Origin of the sequence: Pseudodonghicola sp. (assembly GCF_048268305.1) — a bacterium.
Classification (GTDB): Bacteria; Pseudomonadota; Alphaproteobacteria; order Rhodobacterales; family Rhodobacteraceae; genus Pseudodonghicola.
Genome location: NZ_JBLWVT010000010.1, coordinates 124574 through 143783, shown reverse-complemented (window position 1 = coordinate 143783; position 19210 = coordinate 124574). Strand labels below are relative to the sequence as shown.

The window sequence follows — 19210 nt, the reverse complement described above, 5'->3', positions numbered from 1 at the left end:
CCCTCGGGGTCGGCGTTACATCTTCTGTTGAACGTCTTCGGCCGCGTTTTCGATCGCGGTGCCGGCCTTGTTGATGTCACGGCCGGCGCCCTTGGCGGTTTCGCAGGCGGTAAGGGCCATCAGGGCCAGGCCAATCAGGATTGCTCGGGTCATTTGGGGTCTCCGTCTTGCTCGATTCCTTCGATATAGGCGCAGGCGCCCCTCTGGGGCAAGCCGCTTGAGCGCCGGGGCAAGTCGCTTGTTCGAGGCGATTTTCCGGCTGCGCCTGCAGCTTCACGTTGTAGGGTATCGCCAGAGAATCCCTGACAGCCGGAGGCCAAGATGCCCAGCCATTATTCCCGCACCCAGATCGCCCTGCATTGGCTGATCTTCCTCGCCATCGTGGTGCAATTCCTGTTTCACGAGACCATCGCCGGCGTTTGGCGCCAGATGGAACAGGGGGGAACCCCACCGTTCGAGCCGCTCGCCGCGTTGCATGTGTTCCTCGGGCTGGCCATTCTGGCCCTGGCGATCTGGCGGCTGGTGGTGCGGCTGCGCCGTGGCGCGCCGCCGCTGCCGGAGAAGGAGCCGGCGCTGCTGAAATTCGTCGCCAATGCGACGCATCTGCTGCTCTATCTGCTGATCCTGGCGCTGCCTGTCACGGGGGCGCTGGCCTGGTTCGGCGGCATCTCCGACCTGGGAGAGGTGCATGAGGCGCTGTTTCAGGCGCTGTTCATCCTGGTGATCCTGCACATCCTCGGGGTGTTCTATCAGCAGTTCGTGCTGAAGACGAATATCATCGGCCGGATGACGCGGGCGGGATGATCCGGATCAAGGTTCGCCGGCTGCGGCGCGGATAGAGAAGGCGCATGAGCCTGCTTGTCCTGATCCTGCATCTGTTCATTGGCGCCACCCTGTCGGGGGTGGCGCTCGTCATCGTTCTGGTTGCCGGGATCGACGGCCTCTGGCCGCTGATCGGAGCGGTGCTCGGCGGGTTCCTGCTGGGGTTTCCGGCGGCGAAGCTGGTGGCGCGGGCAATGGGAGGGGAGTGATCCCCGCCTCAGGCGTGGCGACGCAGGGCGCCGGCGGCGCTCGTCACCACGAACAGCAGGGCGGCGGTGCAGACGATGCTGGGGCCGGTCGGCGTATCGAAATGATAGGCGGCCCAGAGCCCGCCAAGCGCCGAAAGCGCACCGATCGCGACGGCGCCAAGCGCCATCGCCTCGGGGGTGCGGGCCAGTGGCCGGGCGGCGGCCGGCGGGATCACCAGCAGCGAGGCGATCAGCAGCACGCCCACCACCTTGATCGCCACCGCGACCACCACGGCAAGCGCCAGGGTCAGCACCAGTTCTTCGCGCCGCGGGTCGATGCCGCTGGCGCGGGCCAGATCGGGGTTCAGCGTCGACAGCAGCAGCCCCGACCAGCGCCAGAGCGTCAGCCCCAGCACCAGTGCCGCACCGCCCCAGATCACCGCGAGGTCGGATTGCGTGACGGCGAGGATGTCGCCGAAGAGGTAAGCCATCAGGTCCAGCCGCACGTCGGCAAGCAGGGTCACCGCCACCAGGCCCGCGGCGAGCGCGGTATGTGACATCACCCCGAGCGCGGTATCCATGGCAAAGCCCCGCCCGGTCATGGCCGAGACCAGCAGCGCCATCAGCAGGGCGGCAGCCAGTACCGAGGGCATCACCGACAGCCCCAGCCCCAGCGCCAGCGCGACGCCAAGGACGGCGGCATGCGCCGTCGCCTCGCCGAAATAGGCCATGCGGCGCCAGACCACGAAACAGCCCAACGGCGCGGCGGCCAGCGCCACGCCCAGCCCGGCCAGTGCTGCGCGGACCAGGAAATCGTCAAGAAGGCTCATGCGCCGGCGTCCTCATGGGCGGGATCGGGGGAGTGGAGATGGTGCGGGTCGGTGCCATGATCGGGCCCATGGTCATGATCGTGGTCATGGGTGTGCTCGTGGCGGTAAAGCGCCAGCGCCCCCTTGGTGCCGGTGCCGAAAAGCGCCCGGTATTCCGGCGCGTCGGCGACGATCTCGGGGGTGCCCTGACAGCAGATGTGACCGTTCAGGCAGATCACCCGGTCCGAGGCCGCCATGACCACATGCAGATCGTGGCTGACCATGACGATGGCGCAGCCCAGTTCCTGCCGGACCTCTTCGATCCGGCGGTAGAAGGCGGCGGCGCCGGGTTGGTCGAGACCTTGCGTCGCCTCGTCCAGCAGCAGGATTTGCGGCCGCTCCAGCAGGGCGCGGGCCAGCAGCACGCGCTGGAACTGGCCGCCGGACAGGTCGATCATCTGCCGGTCGGCCAGTTTCTCGGCGCCGGCCTGGATCAGGATCTGATCCGCCTGGGCGCGGCCGATGCGATGCGGCAGGCCCAGGAACCGCCGCACCGTCAAGGGCAGCGAATGGTCGATGGCGAGCTTCTGCGGCACATATCCGATCCTGAGCCCCGGAGCGCGTTCGATGCTGCCGGAGCTGGGGCGGATGGCGCCGATCAGGGCGCGCAGGAAGGTTGACTTGCCTGACCCGTTGGGGCCGACGACGGTGACGATCTCGCCGGCGCAGATCTCGACGTTGACGTGGTCGAGAATGACATGCTCGCCCCGCTGAATCGTCAGATCATGGGTGGTGATCAGGGCGGTGCTCACGCGGCGGTCTCCGCACAGGCGGGGCAAAGGCCCTCGGCCTCGACCACGACTTTTTCGATGGTAAAGCCGGTGTCGCGCGCCGCTTTCCCCAGTCGGCCGCCGTCCAGCACGGTTTCGGCCTCGGCCACCGCCTTGCAGAGGCGGCAGATCAGGAAGGCCGGCACGTGATCCTGGCCCGGGTGGGTGCAGGCGGTATAGGCGTTCATCCGTTCGATCCGGTGCACGAAACCGTTGCTCACAAGGAAATCCAGCGCGCGATAGACCACCGGGGGTTGCGACCCCAACCCCTCGGCGGCGAGGATGTCGAGGATCTCGTAGGCGCCCATGGCGCGGTGCTGTTCCAGCAGGATTTCCAGCACCCGGCGGCGCGCCGGGGTGAATTGCAGCTTTTCCTCGCGGCAGCGATCCTCGGCCGCGGCGATGGCCTCGGCGATGCAATGGCTGTGGTCGTGCTGTTGGAATCCGATGTTGGTCATGTTCTGCGGCCTCGCGGGTCTGAGGGCGATCCGGTGACGATCGGGGGTTGATATAAGATAACAGGGCCTATATCAAGCCACATCACATGTTATGATATAACGTTCGAGGCCCTGATGTCCAAATTCCCCCTGATTGTTGCCGCGGCGATACTCGCCGCCGCTCCGGCGCTGGCCGAGGTGCCGCGCGTCGTCACCGATATCGCCCCGGTTCATTCGCTGACCGCCCAGGTGATGAAAGGGGTGGGGGAGCCGGTGCTGTTGGTCGCCCCCGGCCAGTCGCCGCACAGCTATGCGCTGCGCCCGTCGCAGGCCAAGGCGCTGGAACAGGCCGGGCTGGTGGTCTGGGTCGGTCATCCGCTGACGCCCTGGCTGGAAAAGCCGCTTGAGGCATTGGCAACCAAGGCCGACAAGCTGGAGCTGATCGAGGGCGAGGGGACGATCGAACGCCCCTATCGCGGTGCTGCCGATGTCCTGGCGGAGGCCGATCACGATCACGCGGCGGAGCACGACCATGAGGTTGAGGCGGGCCATGATCACGCGGCCGAGGCCGGTCATGACCACGATCATGCGGATGATCATGCCGCGGATGATGACGGCCACCACCACGATCACAACGGCCCCGATCCGCATGCCTGGCTCGACCCCGAGAACGGCAAGGTCTGGCTGGGGCTGATCGCCGACAAGCTGGCCGCGCTCGACCCCGAACATGCCGAGATCTATCGCGCCAATGCCGCCGCCGGTCAGGCCCGGATCGACGCGGTGGAACAGGACATCGCGACCGAGGTGGCGCCGATGGCGGGGGTGCCTTTCGTCTCCTACCACGACGCCTTCCAGTATTTCGAGCTGCACTATGGTCTGACCCTGGTCGGTCGGGTCACCGCCAGCGATGCGTCTGACCCGAGCCCGGCGCATCTGGCGCAGCTTCGCGACCGTCTGGACGAGTTGGGGGTGCGCTGTGCCTTTACCGAGCCGCAGTTCGACACCCGGCTGCTGAAGGCGGCGGTCGCGGGGCGCGATATCCCGATCATCGAACTCGACCCGCTGGGCCGCAACCACGAGGCGGGCCCGGATCTCTATCCGCTGCTGCTGGAGGATGTCGGCGCCTCCTTCGCGACCTGCGCGGCGATTCTGAAGTGATCCCCCGAGAGGCCTTGCCGGCGCAGGGCCTCTTCTGCCACTGGCCGGCGCTCGGGTGCCGGCCGGCGGCGATTGACCGGGGAGGGGCTGCCGGTGCGATCAGTCGTCGTTGCAGAACAGCGAATAGACCACTTCCAGCACCCGGCGCGGCTTGTCGTCGGCCAGCCGGTAATAGATCGCCTTGCCCTCGCGTCGGGGCATGACCAGCCCTTCGAGCCTGAGCCGGGAAAGCTGCTGCGATACCGCTGCCTGGCGGGCGCCGAGAAGCTCCTCAAGCTCGGTCACCGATTTCTCGCCGGAGACCAGATGGCAGAGGATCCGCATGCGTCCCTCGTGGCTGAGCGCCTTGAGAAAGGACGAGGCTTCGGCCACGTTGTCGACGACCTTATCGACGACTTTGTCGAGCTGATCCTCCGACCTGTCGGGGGCAAATTGCGCAAGCGCCATGGCTATCGTCCTCGTCATCCTGGGGAAGGTCTTATCGCAAGACCCGCCCGCTGTCAGCCGGCCGCTCCGGCATCGGCCAATTCCCCCCAGTTTCCGGACTGTCCTTGATCATTTCGCACGCTTTGCGTGCCGCGCCCGGGCAACGGCCCGGGGTGGTTCCGGACCTCAAGATAATTAGGCGCAGGCCATGGTTCAAGCGCTGTGCCGCGATGCCGCGGGCGACGTGGGGCCGGGCCGCTTGCCAGGGCCTGGCCGTCGGCGGGAATATTCGAGGCATGAGGAAAGGGACGGGGCGCCTCGGTGCCGCTCGGGGGCCGCGCCCCCTTGCAGGGCTCCGGTAGCGACACTAAGACTCTTGTAACGTAAGCGCGGGTATTGTCCCGATCCTTCAAGAAGGCAGGCAGATCACATGTTCGATCCGATTGACACCTATACGAACACCCTGGTCCCGATGGTCGTCGAACAGACGAGCCGTGGCGAGCGGGCCTATGACATCTTCTCGCGCCTGCTGAAGGAGCGGATCATCTTCATCAACGGTCCGATCCATGACGGGATGAGCCATCTGATCGTGGCGCAGCTGCTGCACCTCGAAGCGGAGAATCCCAACAAGGAAATCAGCATCTACATCAACTCGCCCGGCGGCGTGGTGACTTCGGGTCTGTCGATCTATGACACCATGCAGTACATCAAGCCGAAATGTTCGACCCTGGTGATCGGCCAGGCGGCCTCGATGGGCTCGGTCCTGCTGGCCGGCGGCGAGCACGGGATGCGGTTCTCGCTGCCCAACAGCCGGATCATGGTGCACCAGCCCTCCGGCGGGTTCCAGGGCCAGGCCAGCGACATCATGATTCACGCGGCCGAGACCCAGAAGCTGAAGGACCGGCTGTATGACATTTACGTCAAGCATACCGGCCAGACCAAGAAGGCGGTTGAAAAGGCGCTGGATCGTGACAATTTCATGTCGCCGGAAGAGGCCAAGGAATGGGGTCACATTGACGAGATCGTCGAAAGCCGCGTGAAAGCGGGCGATGACGGGAAATAAGGCCGGATCCTGCCGGTGCGCCCATGGCGTGGAAGGTCGGGCAATTTGCGATTGTGATGCCCGAAACGCTGCCCTAAGCTGGTCGGGCAGAACTTCTTCCCGGCGGCGGGGTGGCGCATCAATCGAAGCCGAAAGGTAAATTATGGCAACGAACTCAAGCGGCGACAGCAAGAACACGCTTTACTGCAGCTTCTGCGGCAAGAGCCAGCATGAGGTGCGCAAGCTGATCGCCGGCCCGACCGTGTTCATCTGCGACGAATGCGTCGAGCTGTGCATGGACATCATCCGCGAGGAGACCAAGGCCTCTGGGCTGAAGTCCACCGATGGGGTGCCCACGCCCAAGGACATCTGTGCCGTGCTGGACGATTACGTGATCGGTCAGGCGCGCGCCAAGCGGGTGCTCTCGGTTGCCGTGCACAACCACTACAAGCGGCTGAACCATTCGCAGAAGGCTGGCAACGACATCGAACTGTCGAAGTCGAACATCCTGCTGATCGGCCCGACCGGCTGCGGCAAGACGCTGTTGGCGCAGACGCTGGCGCGCATCCTCGACGTGCCCTTCACCATGGCCGATGCCACCACGCTGACCGAAGCCGGTTATGTCGGTGAGGATGTCGAGAATATCATTCTCAAGCTGCTGCAGGCCTCGGAATACAATGTCGAGCGGGCGCAGCGCGGCATCGTCTATATCGACGAAGTCGACAAGATCACCCGCAAGTCGGAAAACCCCTCGATCACCCGCGACGTCTCGGGCGAGGGGGTGCAGCAGGCGCTGCTGAAGCTGATGGAAGGCACCGTGGCCTCTGTGCCGCCGCAGGGCGGGCGCAAGCATCCGCAGCAGGAATTCCTGCAGGTGGATACCACCAACATCCTGTTCATCTGCGGCGGCGCCTTCGCCGGGCTCGACCGGATCATCGCGCAGCGCGGCAAGGGCTCGGCCATGGGCTTCGGCGCCGATGTGCGGGATGTCGATGCGCGCGGCGTGGGCGAGATCTTCAAGGATCTGGAGCCCGAGGATCTGCTGAAATTCGGCCTGATCCCGGAATTCGTCGGCCGTCTGCCGGTGATCGCGACGCTGGAGGATCTGGACGAGGACGCGCTGGTCACCATCCTGACCAAGCCGAAGAACGCTCTGGTCAAGCAGTATCAGCGCCTGTTCGAGCTGGAGGATACCGAGCTTCAGTTCACCGAGGACGCGTTGACCTCGATCGCCAAGCGCGCCATCGAACGCAAGACCGGTGCTCGTGGGCTGCGTTCGATCATGGAGGATATCCTGCTGGATACCATGTTCGAACTGCCCAGCATGCATAACGTCACCAAGGTGGTGGTGAATGAAGAGGCGGTGACCTCGGACGCGCAGCCGCTGAAGATCTATGCCGACGCCCAGAAGGAAGAAGCCAGCGCAAGCTGAGCGGATTTACCGAGATCGCGTCTCGTATTTCTCAAGGAATTGGCCAACGCTCTACTCGCGTTGGCCTTTTTCTATTTTGTGGATGGTGGGGGGCGGACGGGCCGAGAGGCTTCGCCACACTGACGCCCCCATCGTGCAGCCGGGCTGTTTGCTGGGTACCTTCCAGTCGCCAAGAGCCTGGCGTCATGAAAGTGGACCCCAAGGGGCGGACCATCTTGGGAGTGCCCCCATGCCATCGCGACCTTGGCAGAGGCGGCGCCAGCGCCCCCCCCAACTTGGTCCGATGCGACCAAGGGGTGGCAATATCGATTCGGTGGTGACTGGAACGCGACTCCGGAACCGGAATTGCATGAAACGATCCGCCGCGCGTTTCTGTTTTGCTCTCGCTACTTCGATGAGGAAACCGATGCGCGGTTGCGGCAGGCCTCGTCCACTCAAGGCAGGTGGTGCCTGCGTGGCCCTGTGGGCGAGACGCTCCACATCTCTTCATTGCCTCAGCGCATCGCCGCACGTATCCGGGTCGGAGAGTAACAGCTGAGAGGTATCGCAATGACCATCAAACGCATTCATTCCGGCGGTGAGTTCGAAGCCAAGATCGGCTATTGCCGCGCCGTGGTGGCTGGCGGCTTCGTGCATGTGGCCGGCACCGTGGGACAGGGCGACACCGTGGTGGATCAATGCCGCTCGGCCCTGGCCGTCATCGGCAAGGCGCTGGAACAGGCCGGCGCCAGTTTCGCCGATGCGGTGCGGGTGACCTACTATCTCCCCGACCGGACAGAGTTCGAACCCTGCTGGCCGCTCCTGGCCGAGACCTTCGGAGACAATCCGCCGGTGGCGACAATGGTCGAATGCGGCTTGATCGACCCGAAGTACCGGATCGAGATCGAGCTGACCGCGCTTCTGCCCTGACGTGGCGTCACTGAAGATCGCGGGTCGTGCCTGCGATCTGCGGTTGTGCCTATGTTGGGTCATCGCTCGTCGGAAGAGGAGCCGGCGCGCGATGGTCTGTAGGGAGGACATCATGACAAAACTCAATCGGGCGATGCGAGCCGCATCGGCCCTGGCGCTTGCCGTCGGGCTGGCGGGGCCGGCGATGGCCGGGGGCTACAAGCTGGAAACATTGGTGCCGGGATCGGCCTTTCACGGCGTCCACGGGCTGGCGACGGATGATGCGGGACATATCTATGCCGGCTCGGTCATCGGTCAGCAGCTCTATCGCGTCGATGCGGCAACCGGCGATGTGGCGGTGGAAATCCCCGCGCCCAAGGGCATGGCCGACGATCTGGTGATCGGGCCGGATGGCACCCTCGCCTGGACCGCCTTTCTGCTGGGCGATCTCTATGCCCGCGGGGCGGACGGGCAGATCCGGACGCTTGCGAGCGGCCTGCCGGGGATCAACTCGCTGGCCTACAGCCCGGACGGGCGGCTGTTCGCCACCCAGGTCTTCCTGGGGGACGCGCTTTACGAGATCGACACCAAGGGCGAAAAGCCCGCCCGCAAGATCATGGAGGGCATGGGCGGCCTGAACGGCTTTCAGTTCGGGCCGGACGGCAAGCTTTACGGGCCGCTGTGGTTCAAGGGGCAGGTGGTGCGGATCGACGTCGACAGCGGCGACATCGAGGTGATCGCCGATGGCTTCAAGGTGCCGGCCGCGGTCAACCTCGATTCCAAGGGCAATATCTGGGTGGTCGATACTGCCCGCGGCCAATTGGTGCGGATCAGCCCCGACGGCGCAGCCAAGGAGGTGATCGCGCATCTGAGCACCTCGCTCGACAACCTGGCGATCGACGGGCAGGACCGCATCTTCGTCTCCAATATGGCCGACAACGGCATTCAGGAGGTCGACCCCGCCACCGGCGCGGTGCGGCAGGTGGTCAAGGGGGCGCTGTCGATGCCCGGCGGGCTGGCGTTGATCGCCGAGGACGGGCGGGAGACGCTCTATCTCGCCGACGGCTTCGCCTATCGCACGGTGGATGCGGCAACCGGTCAGGTGAGCGATGTCGCGCGGATGCAGGCCGATCATCTGGAATATCCGTTCAGCGCCCGGGCCAATGCCGATCATGTCCTGCTGTCGAGCTGGTTCACCGGCACGGTGCAGGTGATGGATCGCAAGAACGGTGAGAGCCTGCGCATGTTGCATGGTTTTGCCGCGCCGCAGGACGCGGTGGAGCTGTCGGACGGCAGCCTGCTGGTGGCCGAGCTTGCCACCGGCAAGCTGCTGCGCGTCACCGGTTCCGAGGGCGAGACGCGCGAGGTCGTGGCCGAAGGGCTGGTCCTGCCGGTGGGGCTGGTGCTGGACGGGCAGGGCGGGGTCTATGTGACCGAGGCCGGCGCCGGCACCCTGTCGCGGATCGACCTGAGCAATGGCGAAAAGGCCGTGGTGGCGCGCGATCTGAAGATGCCCGAAGGGCTGGACCGCGCACCCGATGGGCGACTGGTGCTGGCCGAGGTGGGGGCGCAGCGGGTGATCGCCGTCGATCCGGCCTCAGGCGCGGTCACGGTCGTGGCGGAAGGGCTGCCGATCGGCATGGCCGCCGCCGCCGGCATGCCGCCGACCTATGTGCCGACCGGCATTGCGGTGGGTCAGAACGGCGCGATCTATGTCAGTTCGGATCTTGAAAACGCGATCTACCGGCTGACGCCGCAGTAATCGCGACTTTGGGGTGGCCTTCGGTGCGATGGCCGCCCCTTCCATCGGCGCAGCGCTGCCGTCGGAACGGAATCTTCGGGCTCTGATCTGGACCTTGGCGCGCGCTTGGTCCATACCTGCCTCCAGCACAAGGCCGGAGGCTTACATGGGAATCCTCAATACTCTTCTGCGCGCGGCGACCTGGTGGCACGGGCAGACGATCAACACCCAGATCTATACCTGGCGCAAGGGTATCAAGGTCGGTGAGGACAATCAGGGCAATATCTTCTATCGCAATGCCGATGGTAGCCGCCGCTGGGTGATCTTCAATGGCGAGATCGAGGCGAGTCGGGTCGATCCCGATTGGCACGGCTGGCTGCACCACACCTTCAAAGAGGCCCCGACCGAACGGCCGATGGTGCACAAGCCCTGGGAAAAGCCGCATCAGGAAAACCTGACCGGCACGCCGCAGGCCTATGCGCCCGCGGGCTCGATCCTGCACGCCCAGCCGGTCGAACGCCGCGATTACGAGGCCTGGAGCCCGGAATAATCCGGGCGTCGCATAGGTCTGGGAACTCTAGCGGACGGAGCGTCGCATGTCGCATAACACCACCGAAGTTCTGGTCGGGGGCGTGGTTCTGGCCGCGGCCATCAGTTTCGCCGTTTACGCCGGGCAGACCACCGGGTTCGGGCGCGGTGGCGGTGGCTATCCGCTGACCGCCTCCTTCCGGTCGCTCGAAGGGGTGACGGTGGGCACGGATGTGCGGCTGGCGGGTGTCAAGATCGGCACCGTCACCGATATGGAACTGAACCCGCAGACCTATCGCGCCGACACCACGCTTTCGATCCTGAAGGGGATCGAAATTCCCGACGACAGTTCCGCCGTGGTTTCCTCCGAAGGGCTGCTGGGCGGCAATTTCGTCGAGATCATGCCCGGCGGATCGCCCGAGAATTTCAACCCCGGCTCCGAGATCATCGACACCCAGGGGTCGGTCAGCCTGATTTCGCTGCTGCTGAAATTCGTCTCCGGCGGCGGCTCCTCTTCCTCTTCCTCTTCCTCTTCCTCCTCCAGCGACAGCGGGGCGACAGAGTGATCAGGGCGCTCGCCGCCGCGGCCCTCACCGCGCTGAGCCTCGCCGCGCCGCTCTCGGCGCAGGATCGGGTGCCGGCGAGCCTGGGGCAGGGGGCGCTGCTGCGCGGGCTCGACAAGGTCAGTGGCCAGACGGTTGATGTCGAATTGAAGAACGGCACCTCGGGCGAGATTTTCGGCCTCGACGTGGCGCTGGCCGAATGCCGCTATCCCACGGAAAACCCCACGGGGGATGCTTTCGCCTATCTTACGGTCTGGAACCACGGCGAGCGGAACTCGCTCTTCGAGGGGTGGATGATCGCCTCCGCCCCGGCGCTGAACGCGCTGGATCACCCGCGTTACGACGTCTGGGTGTTGCGCTGTATCACTTCCTGAGCCGTCGGTCCCGGCGGGGCGGTGAAATTCGCCTCATATTCGATCGCATCGTGCAGCCTGCGATGATACTCGGCCCGCGGGATTTCGATCGCCCCGAGACTGGCCAGATGGTCAGTCAGGAACTGGGTGTCGAACAGCTGGAAACCCGCCTGCCGCAGTCGGTCGACCAGATAGGCCAGCGCGATCTTTGACGCGTCGGTCCGGCGCGAGAACATGCTTTCGCCGAAATAGGCCGCCCCCAGCACCACGCCATAGACGCCGCCGACCAGCTCATCGCCCTCCCAGACCTCGAGGGAATGGGCCTGCCGCAGGCGGAAGAGCGTCAGGTAGAGGTCGCGGATTTCGGCATTGATCCAGGTCTCGGCCCGGTCGGCGCAGCCATCGAGCACGCCTTCGAAGTCGCGGTCGATGGTGACGGTATAGCCACCCCGCCGCATCCGTCGGGCGAGCGAGCGAGAGATATGGAAGCTCTCCAGCGGAAAGATCCCGCGGCGCTTGGGATCGACCCAGAAGATGTCCGGATCGTCACGATGCTCGGCCATCGGAAAGACCCCGATGGAATAGGCGTGCAGCAAAAGCTCGGGGGTGATCGACATGGATCAGCCCCCGAGCCCGCGTGTTCGGTCAGTCGCCCAGGTGATCCTCAAGCCACTTTTCCAGCCAATGGATGTTATAGGCGCCGTTCAGGATATCCGGTTCGTTCAGCAGGGCGCTGAACAGCGGCACCGTGGTGTCGACGCCATCGACGATCAGCTCACCCAGGGCGCGGCTCAGGCGCGCCAGCGCCTCGGGTCGGTCGCGGCCATGGACGATCAGCTTGGCGATCAGGCTGTCGTAATAGGGCGGGATCATATAGCCGTCGTAAAGCGCCGAATCCATCCGCACCCCCAGCCCGCCGGGGGCGTGGTAATGGGTGATGCGGCCGGGGCAGGGCGCGAAGTTCGGCAGCCGTTCGGCGTTGATCCGCACCTCGATGGCATGGCCGTTGATCGTCAGATCCTTCTGGGTGAAGGACATCGGCTCACCGGCGGCGACGCGGATCTGCTCGCGCACCAGATCGACCCCAAAGATCGCCTCGGTCACCGGGTGTTCCACCTGCAGCCGGGTGTTCATCTCGATGAAATAGAACTCGCCGTTTTCATAGAGGAACTCGATGGTACCGGCGCCGCTGTACTGGATCTTGGCGATGGCATCGGCGCAGACCTTGCCGATCCTGGCACGTTCTTCCGGGGTGATAACGGGGCCGGGGGCCTCTTCCAGCACCTTCTGGTGACGCCGCTGCAGCGAACAGTCGCGCTCGCCCAGATGCACCGCGCCGCCCTTGCCGTCGCCGAAGATCTGGATCTCGATATGCCGCGGCGTGCTGAGGTATTTCTCGATATAGACCTCATCGTTGCCAAAGGCGGCCTTGGCCTCGGCGCGGGCGGTGTGAAAGGCGCCCTCGATGTCGTTCTCGGTCAGCGCCACCTTCATGCCGCGGCCACCGCCGCCGGCGGTCGCCTTGATGATCACCGGATAGCCGATCTCGCCTGCGATCCGCTTGGCGCTGTCCACATCCGGCACGCCGCCGTCCGAGCCGGGCACGCAGGGAACCCCCAGCGACCGCATGGTTTCCTTGGCGGTGATCTTGTCACCCATCAGCCGGATATGCGCCGCCGAAGGGCCGATGAAGGTCAGGCCGTGATCCTCGACGATCTGCACGAAATTGGCGTTTTCCGACAGGAAGCCATAGCCCGGGTGGATCGCCTGGGCCCCGGTGATCTCGCAGGCCGAGAGGATCGCCGGCATGTTCAGATAGCTTTGCGGGCTGGGCGGCGGGCCGATGCAGACGGATTCGTCGGCCATGCGCACATGCATGGCATCCGCATCGGCGGTGGAATGCACCGCCACGGTGGCAATCCCCATCTCGCGCGCGGCGCGGACCACGCGCAGGGCGATCTCGCCCCGGTTGGCAATCAGGATCTTGTCGAACATCTCCGCCCCTTACTCGATGATCACTAGGGGGGTGCCGAATTCGACTGCCGCCCCGTCATCGACCAGGATGCGTTTCACGGTGCCGGCGCGCGGCGCGTGAATGTGGTTCATGGTTTTCATCGCCTCGACGATCAGCAGCGTGTCGCCCTCGCTGACCTGGGTGCCCACCTTGATGAAGGGGGCGGCGCCGGGTTCGGCCTGCAGGTAGATGGTGCCGACCATCGGCGAGGTCACGGCGCCGGGATGGGCGGCGGGATCCTCAATCGCGGCGGCGGGCGCTTCTGCGGCTGCCGCAGGGGCGGCAGCGACCGGCGCGGCGGCCGCGATGACCGGGGCGGCCATCGCCATCGGCGCGGCCATCGGCATGGCCCGGCTGACGCGCACGTTCAGGCTGTTGTCTTCGCTGTATTCGCGTTTGACTTCGAGCTCGGTCAGGTCGTTTTCTTGCAGCAGTTCCGCAAGCGCCTTGATGAAAGCCACATCCGCGTCGGTGGTTTTATTCGTCATGTCTATCCTCGACCGGTTACCTCCGCAGGCCCCGCTTCGCGGGCGCGGCATGCAAATCATGCGCGCTTATAGGCTATGGGGCAAAGGGTGAAAAGCGCCCATCCCCGTTTCCTCTTCCGCCACGTCAATCCGCGGCTGTGCCAGTCATAACGGCATGCCGGACAGCTTGGCGACCAGTTCGGGCAGCTTGCGGGCGCCGAATTTTTCAAGGAGGCGCGCACGATGCGCCTCGACCGTGCGGAAGGACAGCTTCAGTTCCACCCCCACCTCCTTGGCCGATAAGCCCTGGCAAGTCAGGATCGCCACATCACGTTCCCGTGGGGTCAACCGCACCAGCGGCCGTTCGTCCGAGATATCGGCGAAGGACCAGATTCCATGTCGAAACGGGTTGTCCGGCGTCAGCGACTGGCCACGCACCCGGCACCAGAACAGCTCTCCGTCCGAGCGGCGCATGATCCTTTCGTCGTGATAGTCCCCGGTCCGTCGCATCGCATCCAGCCCGCGGGCGCCGATCCGTTCGAATTCCGCCTGCGAGGGATAGAAATCGCGCAGGGGGCGGTTCCAGTAATCCTCGACCGTACCGCCAAAGATGCGGATGAATCGCAGGTTGGCGCGCCGGATGATGCGGTTTTCCATCTCGACCAGGCCGACGGGGGCGTGCTGAAAGGCGATATCGCTGCTCATGCCCGCCAAATTGCCGGGTTTCCCGGGGGAAGAGAAGGCCCGTCAGAAGCTGCGGATGCGTTCGGGCAGGATGGTACGGTTTTCGGGACGGATGTTCTGGGCGCGCAGCAGCCCCTTTTTCAGATCGCGGTAGGGGTCCGTGCCGATCTGGGCCATGGCCAGGGTCTCGGCCTCCTCCCAGGGGGCTTCGGGCAGTGCTTCGAAACTGGCATAGAACTTGCGCGCGGTCAGCTTCGGTTTTGCCCAGGCCGAGCCGGGCAGGGCCTTGCCGGGGCCCGAGGCGATCTCGCGCCGATGGGCGTTTGCCACGGTCAGCGCCTTGCGGCTGGCATATTTCAGATGCGCCAGATAGACGCCCGACGGCACCGTGAAGGGATAGGCCGCCACCCGCGCGGGGGGCAGGGCGATGCCGTGGCGGGCCAGCGCCATGCCGTTGCGTGCCGCCCAGGCCTTGGAATAATGGCCCGAGAAGGAGACGGCGGGGCGCCGCGGCAGCGCGGGCTTGCCCGCGCCGATCCTGGGATCGCCCCGGCGTTCGACCACGTTCAGCCCCAGGGCGAAGACCGCATCGGCCTGCTGGCTCGCCAACAAATCGGCGAAACTCGGGTGAATGTCGGGATCGAGGCAGACCAGCTCGTCCGCATCGGTGCGGATCACCCAGTCATAGACGGCGCCGAGCCGGGCCTGAAACCCGTTCAGGATATTGTCGCGCAGGTTGTCGAACCCGTCCAGCCGGTCGCGCGGCACGGTCAGGATATTCGCCCGGGGGCAGAGCTTTGACACCATCGGGTCAGCGCCATGGGCGACAATGAACAGGTTTTCCGCCCCCAGGTGGCGAACGTAATGGCCATACCACTGGGTCAGGGCCCAATGGTCGAGATAAACCATCGTGATCGCGCAGATTTTCATGGGCTCATCTTGTGGGGCGCCGGGGTATGGAACAAGCGGAAGTTGGGGGGCAGGCAAAAGAACGGGCCGCCCCCGTCCGGGCGGCCCGTTCCGGACACGAGGTCTTGCGACCTCGCGGCAGGGAGCTTGTCAGATCGCCAGATATTCGGCGCGCAGCTCGGCGTTTTCCAGCACCTCGGCGGCGGTGCCGTCGAAGACGATCGACCCGGTGTCGAGGATGATCGCCCGATCCGCCAGTTGCAGCGCGCGCACCGCATTCTGTTCCACGAGGATGGTGGTCATCCCCTGTTCCTTGATGTGGACGAGGGTCTTTTCGATCTCGTCCACGATCACCGGCGCCAGCCCCTCATAGGGTTCGTCCAGCAGCAGGACCTTGATGTCACGCGCCAACGCCCGGGCGATCGCCAGCATCTGCTGTTCGCCGCCCGACAGGGTGATCCCCTCCTGCTTGCGCCGTTCGCCCAAGCGCGGGAACAGCTCGTAAAGCCGGTCGATCGACCAGCCGACGGGCGGCGCGATCTGGGCCAGTTGCAGGTTCTCCTCGACCGTCAGCCCGGGGATGATGCGACGATCCTCGGGCACCAGGCCAAGACCAGAGGTTGCCGCCTCGTAAGAGGTCATGGTGTGCAGCGGTTTGTGATCCAGCCAGATTTCCCCGCGCGTCACCTGCGGGCTGCCGGTTCGGGCAATGGCGCGCAGGGTCGAGGTCTTGCCGGCCCCATTGCGCCCCAGGAGCGCCAGAATCTCCCCTTCGTGGACGTTGAAGTTGATGCCCTGCACGATATAGCTCTCGCCGTAATAGGCATGCATGTCCCAGACCGACAGAAAGGCCGGGGCGGTCTGGGCCTGATTGGCGTTCTTGGAAAAGTCGGGTTTGACGTTCATTGCGCGGCCCTCCGTTACGCCGTTTCGCCCAGGTAAGCTTCGCGCACCTTGGGGTTGCCGCGGATGTTCTGCGGCTCGTCCTCGACCAGGGGCGTGCCCTGCGCCAGTACGGTGATCCGGTCGGCCAGCGAGAACACCACATGCATGTCGTGTTCGATGATCACGATGGTGATGTCGCGTTCCGCCTTGATCTGCTTGAGCAGGTCGATGGTGTTGTTGGTATCGGCCCGCGCCATGCCGGCGGTGGGTTCGTCCAGCAGCAACAGCCGTGGCTCCTGGCTCAGGCACATGCCGATCTCCAGCCGCCGCTTGTCGCCGCGTGACATCAAGGCCGCGTGCATCTGACGCTTGTCGATCATCTTCATGTCGATCAGCATCTTTTCGGCTTGTTCGACCACGTCGCGTTCGTTGGTCACGGTTTCGAAGGCATGCATGCTGAAGGCGCCGTCGCGGCGGGCGAAGATCGGGATCATCATGTTTTCCATCACTGTCAGATCGCCGAAGATCTCGGGTGTCTGGAACACGCGGGAGATGCCCATCTGGTTGATCTCATAGGGCTTGCGGCCCAGCACCGACTGGCCGTCGAACATGACCGATCCGGTGTCGGGGATCAGCTTGCCCACCAGGCAGTTCAACAGGGTGGATTTGCCGGCCCCGTTGGGCCCGATGATCGCATGCACGGTATTTTCCCGCACATCGAGGTTCACGTCGCTCAGCGCCTTGAGGCCGCCGAAGTTCTTCGAGACGTTCTTGACTTCGAGAATACCCATGGCTGCCTCCCTATTCCGCCGGTTCGGTCTTGCGGCTGGTGTTTCCGGCGCGCCGGCCCCTGATCCAGCGCGCCAGCCTCTGGCCACCTTCGACCAGCCCGCCGGGCAGGAAGATCACCACCAGCATGAACAGCAGGCCCAGCGTCAGGTGCCAGCCCTTGCCGATGAAGGGATGCACGATGAAGACCAGCACATCCTCCAGCCAGTCGGGCAGAAAGCCGAACCAACCATGCAGCACGGTGTCGTTGATCTTCGAGAAGATGTTCTCGAAGTATTTGATGAAGCCCGCGCCCAGCACCGGGCCGATCAGCGTGCCGGTGCCGCCGAGGATGTTCATCAGCACCACCTCGCCGCTCGCGGTCCATTGCATCCGCTCGGCGCCGGCCAGCGGATCCATCGCCGCCATCAGCCCGCCGGCAAGCCCGGCATACATGCCCGAGATCACGAAGGCCGCCAGCGTATAAGGGCGAGTGTTCAGCCCGGTGTAATTCATCCGCTGCTGGTTCGACTTCACCGCCCTCAGCATCATTCCGAAGGGAGAGCGGAAGATGCGGATCGCCAGGTAGAAGGCGGCCAGCATCACCGCGGCGCAGAGGTAGTAGCCGGCGTTGAAATCGAAGGTCCAGCCGCCGACATGCATGGTGTGGGTAGCCCGCATCGACAGGCCGAACAGATGCGGCAGATCGGGCAGCTTGTCGCTGTGGAACCATTGCGGGTCGTCGGCATAGACCTGCAGCCCGGTTTCGCCATTGGTCAGGTTGAACTTGGGGTTCGACAGCACCGAATAGGCCAGGGCGAAGGACATCTGCGCGAAGGCCAGCGTCAGGATCGAGAAATAGATGCCCGACCGGCGCAGGCTGATGAAGCCGATAAGAAGCGAGAAGAGCCCGGCCACCACGACGCTGAGCGCGACGGCCGGCAGCACGTTGTAGGTGAAGAGCTTGAAGATCCAGACCGCCGAATAGCTTCCCACCCCCAGAAAGGCGGCATGGCCAAAGGACAGGTATCCGGTCAGTCCGAACAGGATGTTGAAGCCCACCGCGAAGATGCCGAAGATCACGAAGCGCTGCATCAGGTCAGGGTAGCCCGCGTTGAACTGCGCCATGGCGCTGCCGGCGGGGAAGGGGTTCAGGATGAACGGCGCGCAGAGCGTCAGCACCGCAACGACGAGCAGGAGGGTGGTGTCTTTCTTGCCCAGTCCCAGCATGGGTTACTCCTCCATCACGCCCTTGCGGCCCATTAGGCCGCGCGGACGCGTCAGCAGAATGATGATGGCGACCAGATAGATGATGATCTGGTTGATGCCCGGAAGGGTGGTGGTGGCCCAGGTGGTCGAGGCGAAGCTTTCGAGGATCCCCAGCAGGAAGCCGGCCAGCACCGCGCCGGGCAGTGACCCCATGCCGCCGACCACGACCACCACGAAGCTGAGCACCAGGAAATCCATGCCCATGTGATAGTTCGGCGGGTTGAGCGGGCCGTACATCACCCCGGCCAGCCCCGCCACCGCGGCGGCGATGGCGAACATGATGGTAAAGCGGCGGTCGATGTTGATGCCCAGAAGCCCGACGGTCTCGCGGTCGGCCATGCCGGCGCGGACCACCATGCCGAAGGTGGTGAACTGCAGGAAGGCGAAGACGCCGCCGATCACCACTACGGCGAAGAAGAAATAGATCAGCCGCCAGATCGGATAGATGATCGCATTGGCCTGAAAGCCGATCATCTGGCCCAGATCGACCGATCCGCGCATCGCCTCGGGCGGCGGGGTCTGGATCGGGTTGGCGCCGAAGAAGTATTTCACCACCTCCTGCAGCACGATGGCGAGCCCGAAGGTGACCAGGATCTGATCCGCGTGGGGGCGCTTGTAGAAATGCTTGATCAGCCCGCGCTCCATCGCATAGCCGATGGCCAGCATCACCGGGATCGCGAAGATCAGCGCCAGCGGCACCGACCAGTCGATGATCGCCGCTCCGGTCTCGGGACCGAACCAGGCCTCGACATAGGGGGTCTTGATCTTCAGCGGATTGCCGAGAAAGTCGGTCTTGGTCGGGTCGATCGTCTCGAACGAGAGGGTGAGCAGCCGTTCGAGCGTCACCGCGCAGAAGGCGCCGATCATGAAGAGCGCGCCATGGGCGAAATTGACCACGCCGAGCGTGCCGAAGATCAGGGTCAGCCCCAGGGCGATCAGCGCATAGGCCGATCCCTTGTCGAGGCCGTTGAGAATTTGCAGAAGGAATGCGTCCATC

Annotated in this window: 24 protein-coding genes; 10 read left to right on the top strand and 14 right to left on the bottom strand. The window is 64.8% G+C overall.

Going from position 1 to position 19210, the window contains the following annotated elements:
- Positions 1 to 15: 15 nt before the first annotated feature.
- Positions 16 to 153: an entericidin A/B family lipoprotein gene (locus tag ACN0V4_RS18825; RefSeq protein ID WP_417678972.1), complete on the bottom strand. Its 138-nt coding sequence runs from the start codon at positions 151 to 153 to the stop codon at positions 16 to 18.
- A 168-nt stretch (positions 154 to 321) separates the two neighbouring features.
- On the opposite strand from ACN0V4_RS18825, the gene ACN0V4_RS18820 reads away from it, so the two are divergent.
- Together ACN0V4_RS18820 and ACN0V4_RS18815 are read left to right on the top strand one after the other, a co-directional pair.
- On the top strand, positions 322 to 804 hold the full coding sequence (locus tag ACN0V4_RS18820) for a cytochrome b (protein ID WP_417678970.1): 483 nt from the start codon (positions 322 to 324) through the stop codon (positions 802 to 804).
- A 44-nt stretch (positions 805 to 848) separates the two neighbouring features.
- Positions 849 to 1031 carry a CTP synthetase gene (locus tag ACN0V4_RS18815; RefSeq protein WP_417678968.1) on the top strand — a complete coding sequence of 61 codons (183 nt, stop codon included), beginning with the start codon at positions 849 to 851 and terminating at the stop codon, positions 1029 to 1031.
- 8 nt (positions 1032 to 1039) lie between these two features.
- Here the strand turns inward: ACN0V4_RS18815 and ACN0V4_RS18810 are convergent, their stop codons facing one another.
- Genes ACN0V4_RS18810 through ACN0V4_RS18800 form a run of 3 tightly spaced genes read right to left on the bottom strand, consistent with a single transcriptional unit; the run spans position 1040 to position 3107 of the window.
- Entirely contained in the window at positions 1040 to 1840 is an 801-nt protein-coding gene (locus ACN0V4_RS18810; protein ID WP_417678966.1) for a metal ABC transporter permease, read from the bottom strand.
- Positions 1837 to 2631 (bottom strand): metal ABC transporter ATP-binding protein, encoded by a 795-nt coding sequence (locus ACN0V4_RS18805; RefSeq protein WP_417678964.1) that lies wholly within the window; start codon positions 2629 to 2631, stop codon positions 1837 to 1839. The genes ACN0V4_RS18810 and ACN0V4_RS18805 overlap by 4 nt, the downstream gene beginning before the upstream one ends.
- Positions 2628 to 3107, bottom strand: coding sequence for a Fur family transcriptional regulator (locus ACN0V4_RS18800; RefSeq protein WP_417678962.1), 480 nt, complete (start codon positions 3105 to 3107; stop codon positions 2628 to 2630). The genes ACN0V4_RS18805 and ACN0V4_RS18800 overlap by 4 nt, the downstream gene beginning before the upstream one ends.
- A gap of 114 nt (positions 3108 to 3221) precedes the next feature.
- Here ACN0V4_RS18800 and ACN0V4_RS18795 point away from each other — a divergent pair, with 114 nt between their 5' ends.
- The gene (locus tag ACN0V4_RS18795; protein ID WP_417678960.1) at positions 3222 to 4244 is read left to right on the top strand and encodes a zinc ABC transporter substrate-binding protein; all 1023 of its coding nucleotides are present in this window, start codon (positions 3222 to 3224) and stop codon (positions 4242 to 4244) included.
- A gap of 99 nt (positions 4245 to 4343) precedes the next feature.
- On the opposite strand, the gene ACN0V4_RS18790 is transcribed toward ACN0V4_RS18795, so the two are convergent.
- Entirely contained in the window at positions 4344 to 4691 is a 348-nt protein-coding gene (locus tag ACN0V4_RS18790) for an ArsR/SmtB family transcription factor (protein ID WP_417678958.1), read from the bottom strand.
- 409 nt (positions 4692 to 5100) lie between these two features.
- Between ACN0V4_RS18790 and ACN0V4_RS18785 the strand changes: the two genes are divergently transcribed.
- The 7 genes from ACN0V4_RS18785 to ACN0V4_RS18755 all read left to right on the top strand — a co-directional run bounded on the left by ACN0V4_RS18785 (position 5101) and on the right by ACN0V4_RS18755 (position 11238).
- Positions 5101 to 5733 (top strand): ATP-dependent Clp protease proteolytic subunit, encoded by a 633-nt coding sequence (locus ACN0V4_RS18785; protein WP_417678956.1) that lies wholly within the window; start codon positions 5101 to 5103, stop codon positions 5731 to 5733.
- 142 nt (positions 5734 to 5875) lie between these two features.
- Positions 5876 to 7144: an ATP-dependent Clp protease ATP-binding subunit ClpX gene (gene clpX / locus ACN0V4_RS18780; protein WP_417678954.1), complete on the top strand. Its 1269-nt coding sequence runs from the start codon at positions 5876 to 5878 to the stop codon at positions 7142 to 7144.
- Between the two features lie 549 nt (positions 7145 to 7693).
- Positions 7694 to 8053, top strand: a complete 360-nt coding sequence (locus tag ACN0V4_RS18775) for a RidA family protein (protein WP_417678952.1) — start codon at positions 7694 to 7696, stop codon at positions 8051 to 8053.
- 112 nt (positions 8054 to 8165) lie between these two features.
- Complete coding sequence (locus tag ACN0V4_RS18770) at positions 8166 to 9794, top strand: PQQ-binding-like beta-propeller repeat protein (protein WP_417678950.1); 1629 nt, start codon at positions 8166 to 8168, stop codon at positions 9792 to 9794.
- A gap of 145 nt (positions 9795 to 9939) precedes the next feature.
- On the top strand, positions 9940 to 10323 hold the full coding sequence (locus ACN0V4_RS18765) for an NADH:ubiquinone oxidoreductase subunit NDUFA12 (protein ID WP_417678948.1): 384 nt from the start codon (positions 9940 to 9942) through the stop codon (positions 10321 to 10323).
- A gap of 46 nt (positions 10324 to 10369) precedes the next feature.
- Complete coding sequence (gene mlaD, locus ACN0V4_RS18760) at positions 10370 to 10867, top strand: outer membrane lipid asymmetry maintenance protein MlaD (protein WP_417678946.1); 498 nt, start codon at positions 10370 to 10372, stop codon at positions 10865 to 10867.
- A complete protein-coding gene (locus ACN0V4_RS18755; RefSeq protein WP_417679014.1) occupies positions 10867 to 11238 on the top strand; it encodes a DUF2155 domain-containing protein in 372 nt (123 codons plus the stop codon). Before mlaD ends, ACN0V4_RS18755 begins: the two co-directional genes overlap by 1 nt.
- Here ACN0V4_RS18755 and aat read toward each other — a convergent pair.
- The 9 genes from aat to ACN0V4_RS18710 form a co-directional block, all read right to left on the bottom strand.
- Positions 11202 to 11834: a leucyl/phenylalanyl-tRNA--protein transferase gene (aat, locus tag ACN0V4_RS18750; RefSeq protein WP_417678944.1), complete on the bottom strand. Its 633-nt coding sequence runs from the start codon at positions 11832 to 11834 to the stop codon at positions 11202 to 11204. The two genes, ACN0V4_RS18755 and aat, sit on opposite strands and share 37 nt — an antisense overlap.
- Before the next feature lie 28 nt (positions 11835 to 11862).
- Entirely contained in the window at positions 11863 to 13212 is a 1350-nt protein-coding gene (accC, locus tag ACN0V4_RS18745) for an acetyl-CoA carboxylase biotin carboxylase subunit (RefSeq protein WP_417678942.1), read from the bottom strand.
- A 9-nt stretch (positions 13213 to 13221) separates the two neighbouring features.
- A complete protein-coding gene (gene accB, locus ACN0V4_RS18740) occupies positions 13222 to 13719 on the bottom strand; it encodes an acetyl-CoA carboxylase biotin carboxyl carrier protein (protein ID WP_417678940.1) in 498 nt (165 codons plus the stop codon).
- 144 nt (positions 13720 to 13863) lie between these two features.
- Positions 13864 to 14403, bottom strand: a complete 540-nt coding sequence (locus ACN0V4_RS18735) for a LuxR C-terminal-related transcriptional regulator (RefSeq protein WP_417678938.1) — start codon at positions 14401 to 14403, stop codon at positions 13864 to 13866.
- A gap of 42 nt (positions 14404 to 14445) precedes the next feature.
- The gene (locus ACN0V4_RS18730; RefSeq protein WP_417678936.1) at positions 14446 to 15312 is read right to left on the bottom strand and encodes a glycosyltransferase family 2 protein; all 867 of its coding nucleotides are present in this window, start codon (positions 15310 to 15312) and stop codon (positions 14446 to 14448) included.
- Positions 15313 to 15441: 129 nt separating this feature from the next.
- On the bottom strand, positions 15442 to 16197 hold the full coding sequence (locus ACN0V4_RS18725) for an ABC transporter ATP-binding protein (protein WP_417678934.1): 756 nt from the start codon (positions 16195 to 16197) through the stop codon (positions 15442 to 15444).
- A 14-nt stretch (positions 16198 to 16211) separates the two neighbouring features.
- Complete coding sequence (locus ACN0V4_RS18720; protein WP_417678932.1) at positions 16212 to 16967, bottom strand: ABC transporter ATP-binding protein; 756 nt, start codon at positions 16965 to 16967, stop codon at positions 16212 to 16214.
- 10 nt (positions 16968 to 16977) lie between these two features.
- Positions 16978 to 18174, bottom strand: a complete 1197-nt coding sequence (locus ACN0V4_RS18715; RefSeq protein ID WP_417678930.1) for a branched-chain amino acid ABC transporter permease — start codon at positions 18172 to 18174, stop codon at positions 16978 to 16980.
- Positions 18175 to 18177: 3 nt separating this feature from the next.
- Positions 18178 to 19209, bottom strand: a complete 1032-nt coding sequence (locus tag ACN0V4_RS18710) for a branched-chain amino acid ABC transporter permease (RefSeq protein WP_417678928.1) — start codon at positions 19207 to 19209, stop codon at positions 18178 to 18180.
- Position 19210 lies beyond the last annotated feature (1 nt).

What these genes read in the sequence shown, in the direction of transcription:
- ACN0V4_RS18825 (WP_417678972.1), bottom strand. Translation starts at nt 153, where the DNA reads ATGACCCGAGCAATCCTGATTGGCCTGGCCCTGATGGCCCTTACCGCC.
- ACN0V4_RS18820 (WP_417678970.1), top strand. Translation starts at nt 322, where the DNA reads ATGCCCAGCCATTATTCCCGCACCCAGATCGCCCTGCATTGGCTGATC.
- ACN0V4_RS18815 (WP_417678968.1), top strand. Translation starts at nt 849, where the DNA reads ATGAGCCTGCTTGTCCTGATCCTGCATCTGTTCATTGGCGCCACCCTG.
- ACN0V4_RS18810 (WP_417678966.1), bottom strand. Translation starts at nt 1,840, where the DNA reads ATGAGCCTTCTTGACGATTTCCTGGTCCGCGCAGCACTGGCCGGGCTG.
- ACN0V4_RS18800 (WP_417678962.1), bottom strand. Translation starts at nt 3,107, where the DNA reads ATGACCAACATCGGATTCCAACAGCACGACCACAGCCATTGCATCGCC.
- ACN0V4_RS18795 (WP_417678960.1), top strand. Translation starts at nt 3,222, where the DNA reads ATGTCCAAATTCCCCCTGATTGTTGCCGCGGCGATACTCGCCGCCGCT.
- ACN0V4_RS18790 (WP_417678958.1), bottom strand. Translation starts at nt 4,691, where the DNA reads ATGGCGCTTGCGCAATTTGCCCCCGACAGGTCGGAGGATCAGCTCGAC.
- ACN0V4_RS18785 (WP_417678956.1), top strand. Translation starts at nt 5,101, where the DNA reads ATGTTCGATCCGATTGACACCTATACGAACACCCTGGTCCCGATGGTC.
- clpX (WP_417678954.1), top strand. Translation starts at nt 5,876, where the DNA reads ATGGCAACGAACTCAAGCGGCGACAGCAAGAACACGCTTTACTGCAGC.
- ACN0V4_RS18775 (WP_417678952.1), top strand. Translation starts at nt 7,694, where the DNA reads ATGACCATCAAACGCATTCATTCCGGCGGTGAGTTCGAAGCCAAGATC.
- ACN0V4_RS18770 (WP_417678950.1), top strand. Translation starts at nt 8,166, where the DNA reads ATGACAAAACTCAATCGGGCGATGCGAGCCGCATCGGCCCTGGCGCTT.
- ACN0V4_RS18765 (WP_417678948.1), top strand. Translation starts at nt 9,940, where the DNA reads ATGGGAATCCTCAATACTCTTCTGCGCGCGGCGACCTGGTGGCACGGG.
- mlaD (WP_417678946.1), top strand. Translation starts at nt 10,370, where the DNA reads ATGTCGCATAACACCACCGAAGTTCTGGTCGGGGGCGTGGTTCTGGCC.
- aat (WP_417678944.1), bottom strand. Translation starts at nt 11,834, where the DNA reads ATGTCGATCACCCCCGAGCTTTTGCTGCACGCCTATTCCATCGGGGTC.
- accC (WP_417678942.1), bottom strand. Translation starts at nt 13,212, where the DNA reads ATGTTCGACAAGATCCTGATTGCCAACCGGGGCGAGATCGCCCTGCGC.
- accB (WP_417678940.1), bottom strand. Translation starts at nt 13,719, where the DNA reads ATGACGAATAAAACCACCGACGCGGATGTGGCTTTCATCAAGGCGCTT.
- ACN0V4_RS18735 (WP_417678938.1), bottom strand. Translation starts at nt 14,403, where the DNA reads ATGAGCAGCGATATCGCCTTTCAGCACGCCCCCGTCGGCCTGGTCGAG.
- ACN0V4_RS18730 (WP_417678936.1), bottom strand. Translation starts at nt 15,312, where the DNA reads ATGAAAATCTGCGCGATCACGATGGTTTATCTCGACCATTGGGCCCTG.
- ACN0V4_RS18725 (WP_417678934.1), bottom strand. Translation starts at nt 16,197, where the DNA reads ATGAACGTCAAACCCGACTTTTCCAAGAACGCCAATCAGGCCCAGACC.
- ACN0V4_RS18720 (WP_417678932.1), bottom strand. Translation starts at nt 16,967, where the DNA reads ATGGGTATTCTCGAAGTCAAGAACGTCTCGAAGAACTTCGGCGGCCTC.
- ACN0V4_RS18715 (WP_417678930.1), bottom strand. Translation starts at nt 18,174, where the DNA reads ATGCTGGGACTGGGCAAGAAAGACACCACCCTCCTGCTCGTCGTTGCG.
- ACN0V4_RS18710 (WP_417678928.1), bottom strand. Translation starts at nt 19,209, where the DNA reads ATGGACGCATTCCTTCTGCAAATTCTCAACGGCCTCGACAAGGGATCG.